13 protein-coding genes are annotated in these 16,191 nt (G+C 30.5%); all 13 read right to left on the bottom strand.

Annotation, left to right across the window (positions count from 1 at the left end):
* Positions 1-276 precede the first annotated feature (276 nt).
* The gene (locus tag ACI3VO_RS09545) at positions 277-729 is read right to left on the bottom strand and encodes a MarR family winged helix-turn-helix transcriptional regulator (RefSeq protein ID WP_320625275.1); all 453 of its coding nucleotides are present in this window, start codon (positions 727-729) and stop codon (positions 277-279) included.
* 187 nt (positions 730-916) lie between these two features.
* The gene (gene purB, locus ACI3VO_RS09540) at positions 917-2,362 is read right to left on the bottom strand and encodes an adenylosuccinate lyase (RefSeq protein WP_439757695.1); all 1,446 of its coding nucleotides are present in this window, start codon (positions 2,360-2,362) and stop codon (positions 917-919) included.
* Positions 2,363-2,471: 109 nt separating this feature from the next.
* Complete coding sequence (locus tag ACI3VO_RS09535) at positions 2,472-3,380, bottom strand: tyrosine-type recombinase/integrase (protein WP_439757694.1); 909 nt, start codon at positions 3,378-3,380, stop codon at positions 2,472-2,474.
* A 119-nt stretch (positions 3,381-3,499) separates the two neighbouring features.
* The gene (locus tag ACI3VO_RS09530; RefSeq protein WP_439757693.1) at positions 3,500-5,278 is read right to left on the bottom strand and encodes a DEAD/DEAH box helicase family protein; all 1,779 of its coding nucleotides are present in this window, start codon (positions 5,276-5,278) and stop codon (positions 3,500-3,502) included.
* A 177-nt stretch (positions 5,279-5,455) separates the two neighbouring features.
* Entirely contained in the window at positions 5,456-6,991 is a 1,536-nt protein-coding gene (gene rny, locus ACI3VO_RS09525; protein WP_439757696.1) for a ribonuclease Y, read from the bottom strand.
* A gap of 304 nt (positions 6,992-7,295) precedes the next feature.
* Positions 7,296-8,387, bottom strand: coding sequence for a recombinase RecA (recA, locus tag ACI3VO_RS09520; protein ID WP_439757692.1), 1,092 nt, complete (start codon positions 8,385-8,387; stop codon positions 7,296-7,298).
* A 258-nt stretch (positions 8,388-8,645) separates the two neighbouring features.
* Positions 8,646-9,188 carry a CDP-diacylglycerol--glycerol-3-phosphate 3-phosphatidyltransferase gene (gene pgsA, locus ACI3VO_RS09515; protein ID WP_439757691.1) on the bottom strand — a complete coding sequence of 181 codons (543 nt, stop codon included), beginning with the start codon at positions 9,186-9,188 and terminating at the stop codon, positions 8,646-8,648.
* On the bottom strand, positions 9,172-10,509 hold the full coding sequence (rimO, locus tag ACI3VO_RS09510) for a 30S ribosomal protein S12 methylthiotransferase RimO (protein ID WP_439757690.1): 1,338 nt from the start codon (positions 10,507-10,509) through the stop codon (positions 9,172-9,174). The genes pgsA and rimO overlap by 17 nt, the downstream gene beginning before the upstream one ends.
* A gap of 15 nt (positions 10,510-10,524) precedes the next feature.
* Positions 10,525-12,984, bottom strand: a complete 2,460-nt coding sequence (locus ACI3VO_RS09505; protein ID WP_439757689.1) for a DNA translocase FtsK — start codon at positions 12,982-12,984, stop codon at positions 10,525-10,527.
* A 147-nt stretch (positions 12,985-13,131) separates the two neighbouring features.
* On the bottom strand, positions 13,132-13,971 hold the full coding sequence (locus tag ACI3VO_RS09500; protein WP_439757688.1) for a ClpP family protease: 840 nt from the start codon (positions 13,969-13,971) through the stop codon (positions 13,132-13,134).
* Positions 13,972-14,129: 158 nt separating this feature from the next.
* Positions 14,130-15,341, bottom strand: a complete 1,212-nt coding sequence (dapG, locus tag ACI3VO_RS09495; RefSeq protein ID WP_439757687.1) for an aspartate kinase — start codon at positions 15,339-15,341, stop codon at positions 14,130-14,132.
* 9 nt (positions 15,342-15,350) lie between these two features.
* Complete coding sequence (locus tag ACI3VO_RS09490) at positions 15,351-15,596, bottom strand: YlmC/YmxH family sporulation protein (protein WP_439757686.1); 246 nt, start codon at positions 15,594-15,596, stop codon at positions 15,351-15,353.
* 51 nt (positions 15,597-15,647) lie between these two features.
* Positions 15,648-16,191 (bottom strand): M16 family metallopeptidase (locus ACI3VO_RS09485; protein ID WP_439757685.1); only part of this gene is annotated, 544 nt, incomplete at its 5' end.

Raw genomic sequence — 16,191 nt, 5'->3', positions numbered from 1 at the left:
AGAATATTTATTATATAATTTACTGTAATCTAATCCCTCCAATATTAAGTTAAGTAGCCTAACTGAATCATCTTGAGGTATTAAAACATCCATTTCTATTGGAAGCTTTAATTGATAATTTTCATAAAATTTGATATTATTATAATTAGTTGTTTTCGGTGTCATATTTTTATGATACTAAAAAAGACGGACTTTTTAAAGTTCGTCTTTTTTTTCGATAAAATATCAGGGACTATCGCAAATTTTATTTTGCGACAGCCCCTTTTTAGCCTAAAATTAATTTAATTCACTTTTATTTAGTAAAGTATCAAGAGTTTCTATAGCCTCTAAGTATTTTTTTCTATCTTCATCGTTTAATTTGAAGAATTTCTCTTCTAAATCATTACTCAATCTTTCTGTGAAATCAGCAGCTATTTTCTTACCTTCCTCAGTTATAATTATCATATATTTTCTTCTGTCTTTAAGATTCTTTTCTCTATAAACATATCCTTTATCGCTTAAATCATCTATCATGCTAGTTAAACTACCTTTTTCTATGTTTAATTTAGAGCATAACTCCGTCATGCTTATTTCTCCGTAATTTCTCATAAATACTAAAGCTCTCAATTGAGTCTTATTTACATCGTATAAGCTTGAATATTGTTTTAGGTAGTTTAAGTATAAACTAGAATAAATTTTAGGAAATGTGTTAGATAAAAAGCTTATCGTATCTGTCACTATACATTTCATTTAATCACCTCAGATTGCTATATTTTTTTTCCTTGTATATTTTACACTAAAGTTGTTGTCAGTACAACATATTTTAAATATATTTTTTTATTATTTTTAATTTTACTTTTTAATTTATTATCAATATAAAACTCCTAGAAATAAAACTATTCCTAGGAGCCTTTAGTCAACTTAGTTTATTTTAATATTAAACTCTTAAATCTACTTCAACGTCACCTATAAAGTCTTTAAATGGTTCTATAGCTGGATCTAAGTATTCTTCTACGAATTCTACAACTTGCTCTGGAGCTCTACCTACGAACTTCATAGGATCTAATATATCTGATATTTCTTCTCTCTTTAACATGTTGAATTTATCAGATTCTAATATTAAATCTATTAGGTTGTTGTTTAATCCTTCGTGTTTAACTCTATAAGCTGCCTTCATAGATAATTCTCTTATTTCTTCGTGTAATTCTTGTCTATCTCCACCTCTTTTAACAGCTTCCATTAATATATTTTCAGTAGCCATAAAAGGTAGTTCTTCGCTTATGTGTTTGTTTATCATGCTTTCGTAAACTACAAGACCATCTGTTACATTTATACCTATTTCAAGTATAGCATCTGCTGCCATAAATGCTTGTGGCACAGCAAGTCTCTTGTTAGCAGAGTCGTCTAAGCTTCTTTCTAGCCATTGAGTAGCTTCTACCATAGCTGGAGATATAGATTCTGATATTATATATTTTGAAAGTGATGATATTCTTTCACTTCTCATTGGATTTCTCTTATATGCCATAGCTGAAGATCCTATTTGATTTTTTTCAAATGGTTCTTCTAATTCTTTAAGATGTTGAAGTAATCTTATATCGTTAGTCATTTTGTGCATACTTTGAGCTATACCTGCTAGTACATTTAAAACTTGAGAATCTAATTTTCTAGTGTAAGTTTGTCCACTTACATGGTAAGAAGATTCAAATCCCATTTTGTTGCATACTATTTTGTCTAATTGTTTTATTTTAGCAGTATCTCCTTCGAATAGAGCCATAAAGCTAGCTTGAGTTCCTGTTGTACCTTTAACACCTCTAAGCTTCATATTTTCTAATCTGTAGTTTAAGTCTTCTAAATCTATTATTAAATCTTGAGCCCATAAAGTCGCTCTCTTACCAACTGTTGTAAGCTGAGCAGCTTGGAAATGAGTAAATCCTAAAGTTGGGATATCTTTGTTTTTAAGAGCAAATTGTTTTAAGTTGTTTATTAAGTTTACTAATTTAACTCTTACTAATTTTAAAGCTTCTGTCATTTGTATTACATCTGTGTTATCTCCAACGTAAGCTGAAGTAGCACCTAGATGTATTATACCTTTAGCCTTTGGACATTGCATTCCATAAGCTTTAACGTGACTCATAACGTCATGTCTTACTTCTTTTTCTATTTTTTTAGCATCGTCAAAGTTGATGTCATCTATATGAGCTTTTAATTCTTCTATTTGTTCATCTGTTATGTTTATTCCTAATTCTTTTTCTCCCTCTGCAAGAGCTATCCATAATTTTCTCCAAGTAGAAAATTTAAATTGTGGAGAGAATATATAACTCATATCCTTACTGCAATATCTTTCAGTAAGAGGATTTGAGTATGTACTGTATTTATTATCCATAATTCGCACCGTCCTTAATTATTTGTTAGTTATTTTCAACATCATAATTATATATAATTTCACGAACTATAACAATACTTTTTTTAAATTTGTTCAAATATTTATTTTTCTATTTCTTATTTATAAGCATATTATCTTTTTGCATCATGTAATCTATACTCTCGCTATCGACAAAATCTATTACATTTTTGTATCTAATTGCGTAGTATTTATCGCTCCATCCTAGTTGCTTTTGTACTTCTTCTCTATCGGCACCTAGCATAAGGCTTATAGCAGCGTATGAGTGTCTTAAATCCTTTGCAGAATAGTTTTTAAGGCCTGCTAAGTCAAATGCCTTTTGGACTATTATTCTGACGTTTCTATCTGTTATAGAATTGCTCTTTTGTGTTGTAAATATAAAGTCGTCAGTAGGTAAAATGACTTCGCTAAGTCCTGAATGATATCTGTAGTCTTCTATAAGCTTAAAGCAATATGGATGTAATTTTACTATTCTTTCTTTTTTGCCTTTGCCTAATCTTACATAGTAGTTGTCCTGTTCATCTACTATTAGATCCTTCCATTTGACGTCTACAAGCTCATTTAGCATACATCCTGTAGTAGCTAAAAATACCATTATAAGTCTATCTCTTGCGTTTAATTTATATAGTGAATCTACAAGCTGGTTTATCTCTTGTATGCTTAGTACGTCGTCTTTACCTTTTTGTCTTGTTACTACAGGTTTTTGTACATAGCTAAATGGATTTACTTCTATATGCTTGTTTCTTTGTAAAAAAGAGTAGAAGCTATGTAAATAGCTGTATATTTTTTCACTAGTAGATTTTGCGTATTTTTCCTTTACTTCCTCCATAAATTTAGCGCAATCCTCTTTGTCTACTTCTAGTAAATATCTCTCATCTATAAACTTTTTGAAATATATTACCTTCAATAAATAATCTCTTTTTGTCTTGGGATTAAAATTTATTGAAAATTCATCATATAATTTTAGTTCCTTCTTTGTCAATATTTTTGCTTCTTCCATTTTCTTTATCCTTCCCAATATATAATTTACTGATTTTCAACTAAAAAATCACTTTTATCATTTTCATGATTAAAGCGATTTCATAGTGATCTTATTTGAATTTATTTAAATTATTTCCATCATTTAGATTTAATTAAAATTTTTATTATCTCGCTTGCATCCTCACTGAATGTAGTTATTATTTTTAAATAATCAGTAGGAATATTTACAGCCAGGTAAATTTTATTTAAATCTCCCACAAAATCGTTTATCTGATAATCTTGTCTTGTATCTCCAATTGTTTGATTGTAAAGCATTTCCAGTTCACAAAATATTACTGCCTTGTACTCTAGATTTTTTATGCCGTATATGTTAGAAATCGTTATACCTACCTTTTTAGTGAGCTTTGTTATCTCATCTTCGGCTATCATATATGGAATTTTAGCCTCTTCTAAAGCTTTTCTTAGGATATACTGAAAATATATTGTTTTGCCGTTTTTTAGCTTTTTCTTGTTGTACGGATATACTATAGCTATATCTGAGTAATCCAAGCCCTTTTTGTTGATTAAAAAGTCTATTTCCCATAAAACAGATTCTATTTGTTCCTCTAGATCACTTGCTTTTATTATTTCAGGATCCTGTCCCGATTTATGAATCGGCTTAGTAGACGGATATATATCACCTTCTACTAGAGGTCTCAAGCTTTTAATATAGTCATTTGAATTTTGACAAAATCTATTTACAAATTCAACTAGATTTTTATTTTGTCTGTAATTTATATCCAAATCTATTATATCGTCAAACTCTAGATCCTGCTTATTGCTTTTAAATATATTCAAATCGTTAGTCATATTCAAAGCATTACAGTAATATAGGTCAAATATATTTTTTGTCTTGTATAAAAACTCTGAAATAAATTTTATTTCGTCATATTTAAAAGATTCTGCTTCATCTATGAATATTCCTTTAAACATATTTTTGTTTTTTACGACATTTCTAGCCTGTTTAATCAAATTATTTAAATATTTTTCGTAATCCTGTTTAAACATTCTATAATCGGCTATCAAACTGAATTTCTTTGCCAATTTGAATAAAAACGACGATATTGTGTGAATTTCTAAATTATTGTTATCCTTGTATAAAATCTCTAGAGATTCCTTTAATTGATTGCACAGCTTCTTTGAGGCTACAAATACTACAAATCTATGCTGTGGGTATACACGCGCCAATTTAACGGCTCTAGATAGCATTATAGTTGTTTTCCCAGTACCACAACCGCCTCTAAATAAATTATTACCATAATTAATCGATAAAGACTTTTCTAATTGATTGTTATCTAGCATTGTCGCACTGTACTCGTAGTCGTCGCTGACAAATGTAATCTTTTTGAATTCTTTATTTATATGCATCTGATTATTTAAAACATAGTATTCCGGACATATATCTAAAATATACATATTTAGTTCTATTTCATTGTTCTCTTCTTTTAAATAGTCCTCCATATATATTTCTTTTTCAATTAACTGATTTAGCTTATTCTTATCTATTATATTATTATCTACAAAATCTTCAAATTCATACCTATCGTAGATTTCTACATAAGGCATTATATAAACAAAATTGTAGGAAATATTGTTGTGATGTTGAGCCATTTTCAATCTAAGTAAATTGAATTCTTCGTTCATAACTTCAATCAATTCTTCATCTAATATTGAAAATAATTCTTCTGAAGTATCCATAAATTTTACAAATAAGATTTTATTATCTTTAATACACATTAAATCTATATTTATGCCTTTAAAAGGGGTCACTTTAGGAACGATTTTTACATCATCGGATATTTTTTCATAAAATTTTTTTTCAAATTCTTTCATCCTTAATGCATCTAATTGAGAGTTAATATTTATAAATTGACTCATATTAAGCCTCCTCTCTGTTTCATTGTAGAATTAACTCCAGAATTTAACATCTTTATGCTAAAATTTTTGCAAATCTATACTTAAATTATATCATTTATGTATATAATTTACCATAAATAGATTTTTATACAAAAAGCCTCTCTTGAATCACTTCAAAAGAGGCTCATTTACTAATTATTATTTTGCATATTCTACAGCTCTAGTTTCTCTTATTATACTAACCTTTATTTGACCTGGATATTCAAGCTCTTCCTCGATCTTCTTAGTTATATCTCTAGCTAATAAGTGAAGCTCTTCATCGTTAATCTTTTCTGGTTTAACCATGATTCTTATTTCTCTACCAGCTTGGATTGCATAAGATTTTTCTACGCCATCATATGAATTTGCAATTTCTTCAAGTTTTTCTAATCTCTTAATATACGCTTCTAGTGTTTCTCTTCTAGCACCTGGTCTTGCTGCAGATATTGCATCTGCCGCTGTAACTAGTACTGCTTCAACTGTTTGAGGCTCGTAGTCTCCATGGTGAGTACTCATAGCGTGTATAACTTCCTTAGATTCTTTGTATCTTCTAAGTAAATCCATACCTATTTCAACATGTGTACCTTCCATTTCGTGGTCTACTGCCTTACCTATATCGTGAAGCAATCCTGCTCTTTTGGCAAGCTTAATATCAGCACCTATTTCAGCTGCCATAATTCCAGCTATATGTGCTACTTCTATAGAATGTTTTAAAACGTTTTGCCCATAACTAGTTCTGTAATTAAGTCTACCTAATAATTTAACTAGTTCTGGATGTAAGCTGTGAACACCTGTTTCAAATGTAGCTTGTTCACCGTATTCTTTTATTATGTTATCTACTTCTTTTTTAGCTTTTTCTACCATTTCTTCTATTCTTGCTGGATGTATTCTTCCATCAGATATAAGTTTTTCTAAAGCTATTCTCGCAATTTCTCTTCTAATAGGATCAAATCCAGATAATATTACAGCTTCAGGAGTATCGTCTATTATAAGATCAATTCCTGTTAGAGTCTCTAAAGTTCTAATATTTCTACCTTCTCTACCTATTATTCTACCTTTCATTTCGTCATTTGGTAAGTTAACTACTGTTACTGTAGTCTCTGCAACATGATCTGCTGCACATTTTTGAATTGCGTAACCAATTATTTCTCTTGATTTCTTTTCAGCGTTTTCCTTTGCTTGAGTTTCAATGTCTTTAATCATTATTGACATTTCATGTCTTACTTCTTTTTCTGCATTACTTAGTATGATTTCTTTTGCTTTATCACAAGTAATACCTGATATATCCTCTAATTTTTCAAGTTGTTTTAATTTTATAGCCTCAACTTCTTTTTGTTTTTCGTCTACAATTTTTAATTTTTGATTTAAATTAGATTCTTTGTTTTCTATACTTTGTTGTTTTCTATCTAGAGATTCTTCTTTTTGAATTACTCTTCTTTCATATTTTTGTAATTCATTTCTTCTTTCTCTACTTTCCTTTTCAGCATCACTTCTAAATCTATGAATTTCTTCTTTTGCTTCTAGAAGCTTTTCTTTTTTAATTGTTTCTGCATCTTTATTTGCTTGATCTACTATATTTTTAGCTAGGGTATTTGCTTCACCGATTTTTGCTTCTGATATATTTTTTCTACCAAAATATCCAGCTACTACACCTATAATCAAGCCAACTACTGCTGCTATAATTACTTTTATTATGACATCCACCTCCTTTATTATTTAATCCCAAAATTCAATATTACTCCTTATTTTCGTATTTAGGTCGATTTTTTATCTTTATGTAAAAGACCGACATTGATTTAAGTATCACATTTATAATCTTGGAATATGTTTTTAAGCTGTCCTTAAAATATCGACAGCTTAAATATTGATTAGAAACCGTAAATAGTTTCTTATGATTAACAACAAAAAATTATATTAAATTAGAATACTTTACCTCATTTAATTTTATAATTTTTTCTACTTTGTGTCAAGGTTATAGGAGGTTTATAGATAGCAATTATTATTCTTCTACTGTAATAGAATCCATACTATCTTCTATACTATTTTCTACTAATTGAATATCTTCAGAAGCTTCGTCTTCAGCATCCTTGTATTCTGCACCTAATTTATAATATTTTCTAACTTTTTCTTCTATTTCGTTAGCTAAATCCATATTATCAGCTAAGAATTTCTTAACATTTTCTCTACCTTGTCCTAATTTTATATCTTGATAGTTGTACCAAGATCCTGATTTTTTAACTATATCTACATTTGCAGCTATATCTAGTAAATCACCTATTTTTGATATACCCTCTCCATACATTATATCAAATTCTGCTTGTTTAAAAGGAGGAGCTACTTTATTTTTTACTACTTTAACTCTAGTTCTACTTCCTAAAATCTTATCTCCTTGTTTTATTGTGTCTATCTTTCTAACATCTAATCTAACTGATGAGTAGAATTTAAGCGCACGACCACCTGTAGTAGTCTCTGGGTTACCAAACATTATACCTACTTTTTCTCTAAGTTGGTTTATAAATATAGCAACACAATTTGATTTTTTGATTGAACCTGTTAATTTTCTAAGTGCTTGAGACATAAGTCTAGCTTGCAATCCAACATGAGAGTCTCCCATGTCTCCTTCTATTTCTGCCTTTGGAACTAATGCTGCAACTGAGTCTATTACGATTATGTCTATAGCGCCACTTCTTATTAATGCTTCTGTTATTTCTAGAGCTTGTTCTCCTGTATCTGGTTGAGATATTATAAGGTTATCTACATCTACACCTAACGCCTTTGCGTAAACTGGATCTAGAGCATGCTCTGCATCTATGAAGGCTGCTATTCCACCTTCTTTTTGAGCTTCGGCAACTGAGTGAAGTGCAACTGTTGTCTTACCTGAAGATTCTGGTCCGTATATTTCAACTATTCTACCTCTAGGAAGTCCACCTATGCCTATTGCTATATCAAGTCCAATTGAACCTGTTGATATAGAGTCTATCACCATTGATGAAGCTTCTCCAAGTCTCATTATTGAGCCTTTACCAAAATCCTTTTCTATTTTACCTAATACCTGATTCAATGTATCTAATTTTTCTTTTTCTATAGTCATATAATTCATTCCTCCATTATATCATTTTTAATAATCAAACATTTGTTCGCTTTTATATTTTTATTATATCTTATAAAGCTTTTACAGTCAATCGATAAATATATTATTTTCTACTATGTTTATGGACAAATTCTAAATTTTTTATACCCCAATTTTACATTTTTATTTAAAAATTTTAGAAAATAATTTCTGTATCCGATAATCCAAAAAGAGCTATATGTCAATTTTAAAACAGCACGACATATAGCTCTCTAAAAATTATTTACTATTCATAAATAACTCTCTATTTTTATACAAGTAATCTATTCCTGAATAAAGTGTAAATATTGTAGCAATGTACATAGCCACTGTTCCAATAAGAAGTATAATATCATTTGAGAAATTAGCGCCTATCAACAAGAATATGATAGCTATCATTTGGCTTGTAGTTTTTATCTTTCCACCACCACTAGCAGCTATTACCTTTCCATTGTCGGCAGCTATTGCTCTCAAAATACTTACAGTCAGCTCTCTCGCTACTATTATTATTACCATCCAGCCAGCTACTAAATCGTAATCTATCATGCATATAAGTGCAGATAAAACTAATAATTTATCTGCCAATGGATCCATAAATTTCCCAAAATCTGTAACTAGATTATACTTTCTAGCTATTCTTCCATCTAGAAAATCTGTTATAGAAGCCACCATAAACACAATACATGCTATTAAAAAGAAATTGTTTATTTGTGATAGCATAAGTATTACGAATACTGGTATTAGACATATTCTAAGTAGTGTAAGCTTATTCGGTAAATTCATCCTCTACTACCCCCATTAAATCATACTCTAAAGCATCAGTTATAACTACATCTACAAATTCCCCTACTTGAAGATCTTTTATAGATTTTATATATACTATAGCGTCTATTTCCTCTGCATCGTACATAGTTCTACCTATATACACGTTGTCTTCTATTTGTTCTTCAACTAATACTTCATATTTATTACCTATTTTTTGATTATTTTTTTGTTCTGAGATAGTTTGTTGTACTAACATCAATCTCTCTTGTCTTTCTAATTTAACTTCCTCTTCAAGATGATTAGGCAATCTATCAGCAGGAGTATCTTCCTCTCTAGAGTAAGTGAATACTCCTAATTTATCAAATTCGACTTCCTTTACAAAATCTACAAGCTCTTCAAAATCCTCGTCTGTTTCCCCTGGAAATCCTACTATTATACTAGTTCTAAGTGTAGCATCAGGTATGATATTTCTAATCATATTTACCTTAGACAGAATATCCTCTTTAGTAGTTTTTCTGTTCATCAGCTTTAATATTCTATTGCTCGCGTGTTGTATAGGCATATCGAAGTAATTGCATATATTATCGTATTTGCTTATTACATTTACTAGCTTTTCAGTTATTGATTCTGGGTAAGAGTACATTACTCTAATCCATTTAAATCCATCTATTTGAGCTAATTCCTCTAAAAGCTCGGCAAGTCTTTCCTCACCGTATAAATCAACACCGTATTTAGTAGTATCTTGTGCTATTACTATTAACTCCTTAACTCCCATTTCGGCAAGCTTTTTAGCCTCTGAAATTATATCCTCCATCTTTCTACTTCTGTATTTACCTCTAAGCTTAGGTATTATACAGTAAGTACATTTATTGTCACAGCCTTCACCTATTTTTAAATAAGCCATATGACTTGGAGTAGATACATATCTAGGTAGAGTCTCATCGTATGCAAACTCTATATTGTTCAAGCTTACTATTTGATGTTCTTCTTTAAGCTTTCCTATTATTTCGTCTATATTTTGGTAGCTACCTGTACCTACTATAGCATCTATCTCTGGTATTTCTTCTTTTAATTCGTCTGCATATCTCTGAGCTAGACATCCTGTAACTATCAATAATTTTAAATTTCCAGTTTGTTTAAGATCTGCAAAATCTAATATAGTATCTATTGATTCCTGCTTAGCTGATTCTATAAAACCGCAAGTATTTACAATTATTACATCGGCTTCGTCAAAATCACCTGTAAGTCTATAACCTTTTTCATTTAATATACCCATCATTATTTCTGCATCCACTAGGTTTTTCGAGCAACCCAGGGATTCTAATGCTATTTTTAACATAAATTAATTAACTCCTTATCGACTTTCTCTTTTTAAATTTTCTAATTCTTCCTTTGTTATTAAAACCTTACGAGGCTTACTTCCCTCACTTGGTCCAACTATACCTCTTTCCTCCATAGAATCTATAAGTCTAGCAGCTCTATTAAATCCTATTTTGAATTTTCTTTGAAGCATTGATGCTGAGCCTTGGTTGTTTGATACGACAAATTCTATAGCTTCTTCTAAGAATTCATCCTCGTCGTTATCTTTAACCGGCACAACCTTAGATATAGTTTCGATTATTTCTTCTTCGTATTTTACTTCCTCTTGTTTTTGAGATTTTATTTCTTCTATTACTTTTTCTGATTCTTCCTCTGATATAAAGGCTCCTTGTATTCTAAGAGGTTTCGCTGCTCCTAGAGGATAATAAAGCATATCTCCCTTACCAAGTAATTTTTCAGCTCCACCCATATCTAAAATAGTTCTAGAATCTGTTTGTGAAGAAACTGCAAATGCTATTCTCGAAGGAATATTTGCTTTGATTATACCAGTGATTACATCTACAGATGGTCTTTGTGTAGCTATTATTAAATGCATTCCTGCAGCTCTTGCCATTTGAGCAAGTCTACATATATAATCCTCTACTTCATTACCACATGCCATCATTAAATCTGCTAACTCGTCTATAATTATGACGATTTTGTACATTTTTTCATCACATTTTTTGTTGTAGCCTGTTATGTCCTTTACTCCATTTTCTGCAAATAGCTTGTATCTCTTGTTCATCTCACTTACTGCCCAATTTAAAGCATTTGAAGCCTTTTTAGGGTCTGTAACTACTGGAGATAGTAAGTGTGGTATTCCATTATAATGAGCAAGCTCAACTACTTTTGGGTCTATTAAAAGAAGCTTCACATCGTCTGGTGATGATTTATATAGTAGAGATGTTATTATTGTATTTACGCAAACACTCTTACCAGAGCCTGTAGCTCCTGCTATAAGTAGATGAGGCATTTTCGCTAAATCTGCTATAAGCGGTTTTCCTGTTATTTCCTTACCAAGTCCAACTGCTAGGCTAGATGGATGATTTTTAAACTCGTCGCTAGTTATAACCTCTCTAAGTCCTACAACTTGAGGATTGTCGTTTGGAACTTCTAGACCTATTACAGATTTTCCTGGAACTGGAGCTTCTATTCTTATACTTCTAGCAGCTAGGCCAAGTGCTAGGTCATCAGATAGGTTTACTATTTTACTTACTTTTGTTCCAGCCTCTGGAGATACTTCGTATCTAGTTATAGTAGGCCCAAATGTAGCATTGCAGTCTTTTATATTGATATTAAAATTACTAAGTGTCTCTTTAACTGCATCACTCTTATCTGCTTCTTTATAATCTTTATTACTATTGTAATTTTTAAGACAATTTATAGAAGGTCTCTTGTAGTTATCACCTTCTAAGTTAAAATCAAGCTGTTTTATATCTTGTGTTTTTCCTAAATCCACTTTATTTGTGTCAAATATAGACTTGTCGTAATTAGAAGTAGTCTCAGTCACTTGCTTATTTTCATTTTTAGTATCTTCTTGGTTTATAAGATCTCTTAATTCTTTTAAATCGTCTAAACTTTGTGTACCCTCAAGTATTTCTAAAACATCGTCATCTGCTTGGTTAAAGCCTACTATTTTAATAGTCTTTTCATCGTCGTATTCATTTGAATCCTCTATTTGATTTTCATTGCTTTCAATTTGAGGTACTTCTTCGTCATTTTTATTTTTCTTGTTTAGAAGCTTTTTGAAAAAGCCTTCCTTTTCCTCTACTACTGTAGTGTCCATAGTAGTGTCATCGACTTCATCAGTTACCATATCTAAAGCTGATTTCTTTATATTTTGTAGTACATCCTTGAAATCAACATCTCCATTTTTAGCACTTGTAGATTTATCCTTTATACTTAAAATTAAATCCTTTAATGATATATTAAACACGAATAAAATACTCAAAAATAGAGCAAATATACTTATCAACCAACCGCCAGTTATACCAAACACTGCCTTTATATAGTAGGCAATTATAGATGTAACAAGACCTATTCCGCCTTCTTCCACTGAAACCTTCATAATTGAGCTTATCATCTCTGGTCTCAGTGGATTGTCAACTGGTATAAGATTTGAATTCAAAAGACCGTAAAAAATAAATATAAATACTATAGCTATGTAACATATTTTGCTCTTTCTAAATCTAAACACGTACTCATTGTGATCAAAGAAACCTAAAATACCTATTACAATAATCACTATAGGTATCAGCATAGCTAAAGAACCAAATAGCCCTTTAAATACCTCTTGAGTCACTTTTCCCAAAAGACCCATAGATGTAGAATTTAAACTGTATAATAAAAAGATACCTATAAATATTGTTATTAAATTAGTATACTCTGATCCAATTACAATATTATTATTTTTTTTCTTCTTAGAAAATTTGCTTTGTTTTTTCTTGCCTGCCACTCATCTCACCTCTTATTTTAAGGATATTAAATGCTGTAAATTACGGTACTCACAGCAAAAAGTGTTAATGCGTAAACACTAACACTTTATTGTATTTTACTATTATATCATAAATTATAGTATTTAAACACATAAGATTTATGTTGTTTATTTATTGTCACATTCTTTTATTAAATCTTTAAGTTTTGTAAGAGATTCTTTAAGACCACCTACTTCATCTATAAGTCCGTATTCTACGGCCTCTTTTCCAATAAGTACACTACCTACATCGCTGACTAATTCGTCCTTTGCATGCATCAATTTTGTCAAATCTTCACCTGATATATTAGATGTTCTAACTATAAAATCATTTATTCTCTCCTGCATCTTTTTAAAGTATTCAAATGTTTCATTTACACCTATTACGAGTCCATTTGTTCTAACTGGATGTACTATCATAGTGGCACTTGGTGCTATAAACGAATAATCTCCAGCAGTAGCAAGCGGAACTCCTATCGAGTGACTGCCTCCCAAAACTAGTGTGACTACCTTTTTAGATAAGCTATTTATTAGCTCTGCCATAGCAAGTCCTGCCTCTACATCGCCTCCGACAGTATTTAGTATTACTAAAATTCCCTTTATTTGAGGATCCTCTTCTACAGAATAGAGCATCGGTATTATGTGTTCGTATTTTGTGGCCTTTTTTTGAGGATTTCCCATAAAATGACCTTCTATTTCACCTATTATTGTTATGCATTGTATTTCTTTATTTTCGTTCGTAGGTACTTTAGGTGCTCCCATTTCATTTATATTTTGTATAACCTGATTTTCCTTTGTATTCTCTGTTTTATTCTTTTCTCCTGTATTTTGCGTTGTATTTTGAGATGTGCTTTGTGCTATATTTTGTTCTAAATTTTGTACTGCATTTTTTTCTAATTCGTCTATTCCTTCAAACTTCCAATCACAAAACTTTATATAATCACTACAAAAATCTTGATGCTTTTTCATTTTGTCACCTCTTGAGATTTATTTTAATTAGTATATATTACAAATGAATTTATTTCTAATATAATAACTAAAAATATTTTATCCAAAATAGAGAATTTTATTTAAAAAAAATAGACCTGCTATTAAAGCAAGTCTATCGTCGTTTACTATTTTATCGTTTATTGAGCTGAAAAAGCATTGTGTATAACGTGAACTGTTGTAACCATATCTTTTTCGTCTACAAGACAAGAAAGTGAATTGTATGAATCAGAAGATTGAAGTAATGTTACACCTTCTGCATTTAATGCTCTCATTATTTTCGCTATAACACCAGGTGTTTCAGTTACTTTATTTCCTATTAATGTTACCTTAGCGCAATCTGGTTTTATTTCGTATTCTGCATCGTACTTTTTAATTATATTTTCAACTTCTTCTAAATTATTTACATCAAGCGCAAAAGCCTTCTTTTCTGTGAAGAAGTTTATCATATCCATATTTATATGTCTGTCTTCCATTTCATTTAATATCTTAGAAAATTTAATTTCATCTGATATAACCTTTACTTGAGCTATTTTGTCTTTATGTGCAACAGCACTCATAAATTTAACCTTTGAGCTGTCTTCGTATACGTCCTTAAGCACGTTAGCTGGACCTATTTTAGTTCCTTCATAAGTTGGATTGTAAGTATTTTTTATTTGAAGTATTATATCTGCATTTTTAGCAAGTTCTACAGCTCTTGGATGTATAACCTTAGCACCCTTTTCAGCCATTTGGAATACTTCATCGTAATCTACGTATTTTAAAACCTTAGCATCTGGTTCTATTCTTGGGTCAGCTGTCATTATACCGTCTACATCTGTGTATATTTGAACTAAATCACTACCTAATGCTTTACCTATAGCAACAGCAGATGTATCTGAACCACCTCTACCTAGAGTAGTTATTTCTCCATCCTCTGTTCCTCCTTGGAATCCTGCTATTATTACAACTTTTCCATCAGCTAATTCCTTTTGTATTTTTTTAGGATTTATTTTTTTGATTTTTGCATTTGAAAATGCCTTTGTAGTTGTTATACCTGCTTGAACTCCAGTTAAAAATGTAGCTGGTATTCCCATTGAATCAAGCATAGTTGCAAGTATTGTTCCTGATATTATTTCACCACATGACATTATCATATCAAGCTCTCTTTTAGTCGGTCTGTCATTTATATTAGTGCACATGCTTATAAGTGTATCTGTAGCGTATGGAGCTCCCTTTCTACCCATAGCTGAAACTACTACTGCTATATCTTTATATTGTTCCTTATGTGCTTCTATTATTTTACAGACTTCTTTCATCTTTTCATATGATGCTACTGAAGTACCACCAAATTTTTGTACTAAAACTCCCATTTTATCCTCCTAATATATCCCTTCGTATTCTATTATTATCATATCATTTCCAATTTTTCTAACATTTCTCCAAGGCACTTCTAATACTTCTTTATCTTTTCTAAGACCTAAAAAACCTCTCTCTCTCGGTATAGATAAAGCTAAAATACTTCCATCTGTCTCATCTATTATAATATCACACTCACCGACTACACCTAATCTCTCTCCTGTAACTAGGTTGACTATTTCCTTTCCAGCTATTTCAGATAAATACATAAATACCCCTCCAATATAAATTTAAATATGTCTTATAAAGATTTTATTATATTATAAATTTATATCTTCTACATCTTTACCTACTATACAGACTCCTAATTTATCTAAATTAAAAACTTTTTCGATTATTCTTACTACATCTTCGTATTCTACTCTATTAATATAATCTATAATATCCTGTTCGTCGTCGACTTTATTTCTCATAAGTAGACTTTTGCCATTTGACATCATTCTACTGCTAGTGCTTTCAAGATCTAGCATGTAGCTTCCCTTTAGCTGCTCTTTACTTTCACTTATCTCTTGAGGTGAAATGTAATTTTCTCTAATAAGTTTTATTTCCTCTATTATCATGTCGTATACTTTTTTTATATTTTCGGTGCTAGTGCTAGCAAATATCCCCAATTCTCCACATGTTTCATATAGAGTCTGTGATGAATATATCGAATAAACGAGCCCTTTTTCTTCACGTATCTTCTGAAATAATCTCGAGCTTATGCTTCCTCCAAAGACATTGTTTACTACGGCTAAAGCATAAACCTCTCTGTCATTTGTCATAGGTATAGCCTCTAAATTTATTGCTAAATTTACTTGCTCT

Source organism: Intestinibacter sp. (assembly GCF_051866655.1).
Lineage (GTDB): Bacteria > Bacillota > Clostridia > Peptostreptococcales > Peptostreptococcaceae > Intestinibacter.
This window is presented reverse-complemented; position numbering and strand designations above follow the sequence as displayed.

Excerpts from the sequence above, each read along its gene's own strand:
- ACI3VO_RS09545 (WP_320625275.1), bottom strand. The coding sequence starts at position 729 with ATGAAATGTATAGTGACAGATACGATAAGCTTTTTATCTAACACATTT.
- purB (WP_439757695.1), bottom strand. The coding sequence starts at position 2,362 with ATGGATAATAAATACAGTACATACTCAAATCCTCTTACTGAAAGATAT.
- ACI3VO_RS09535 (WP_439757694.1), bottom strand. The coding sequence starts at position 3,380 with ATGGAAGAAGCAAAAATATTGACAAAGAAGGAACTAAAATTATATGAT.
- ACI3VO_RS09530 (WP_439757693.1), bottom strand. The coding sequence starts at position 5,278 with ATGAGTCAATTTATAAATATTAACTCTCAATTAGATGCATTAAGGATG.
- recA (WP_439757692.1), bottom strand. The coding sequence starts at position 8,387 with ATGACTATAGAAAAAGAAAAATTAGATACATTGAATCAGGTATTAGGT.
- pgsA (WP_439757691.1), bottom strand. The coding sequence starts at position 9,188 with ATGAATTTACCGAATAAGCTTACACTACTTAGAATATGTCTAATACCA.
- rimO (WP_439757690.1), bottom strand. The coding sequence starts at position 10,509 with ATGTTAAAAATAGCATTAGAATCCCTGGGTTGCTCGAAAAACCTAGTG.
- ACI3VO_RS09500 (WP_439757688.1), bottom strand. The coding sequence starts at position 13,971 with ATGAAAAAGCATCAAGATTTTTGTAGTGATTATATAAAGTTTTGTGAT.
- dapG (WP_439757687.1), bottom strand. The coding sequence starts at position 15,341 with ATGGGAGTTTTAGTACAAAAATTTGGTGGTACTTCAGTAGCATCATAT.
- ACI3VO_RS09490 (WP_439757686.1), bottom strand. The coding sequence starts at position 15,596 with ATGTATTTATCTGAAATAGCTGGAAAGGAAATAGTCAACCTAGTTACA.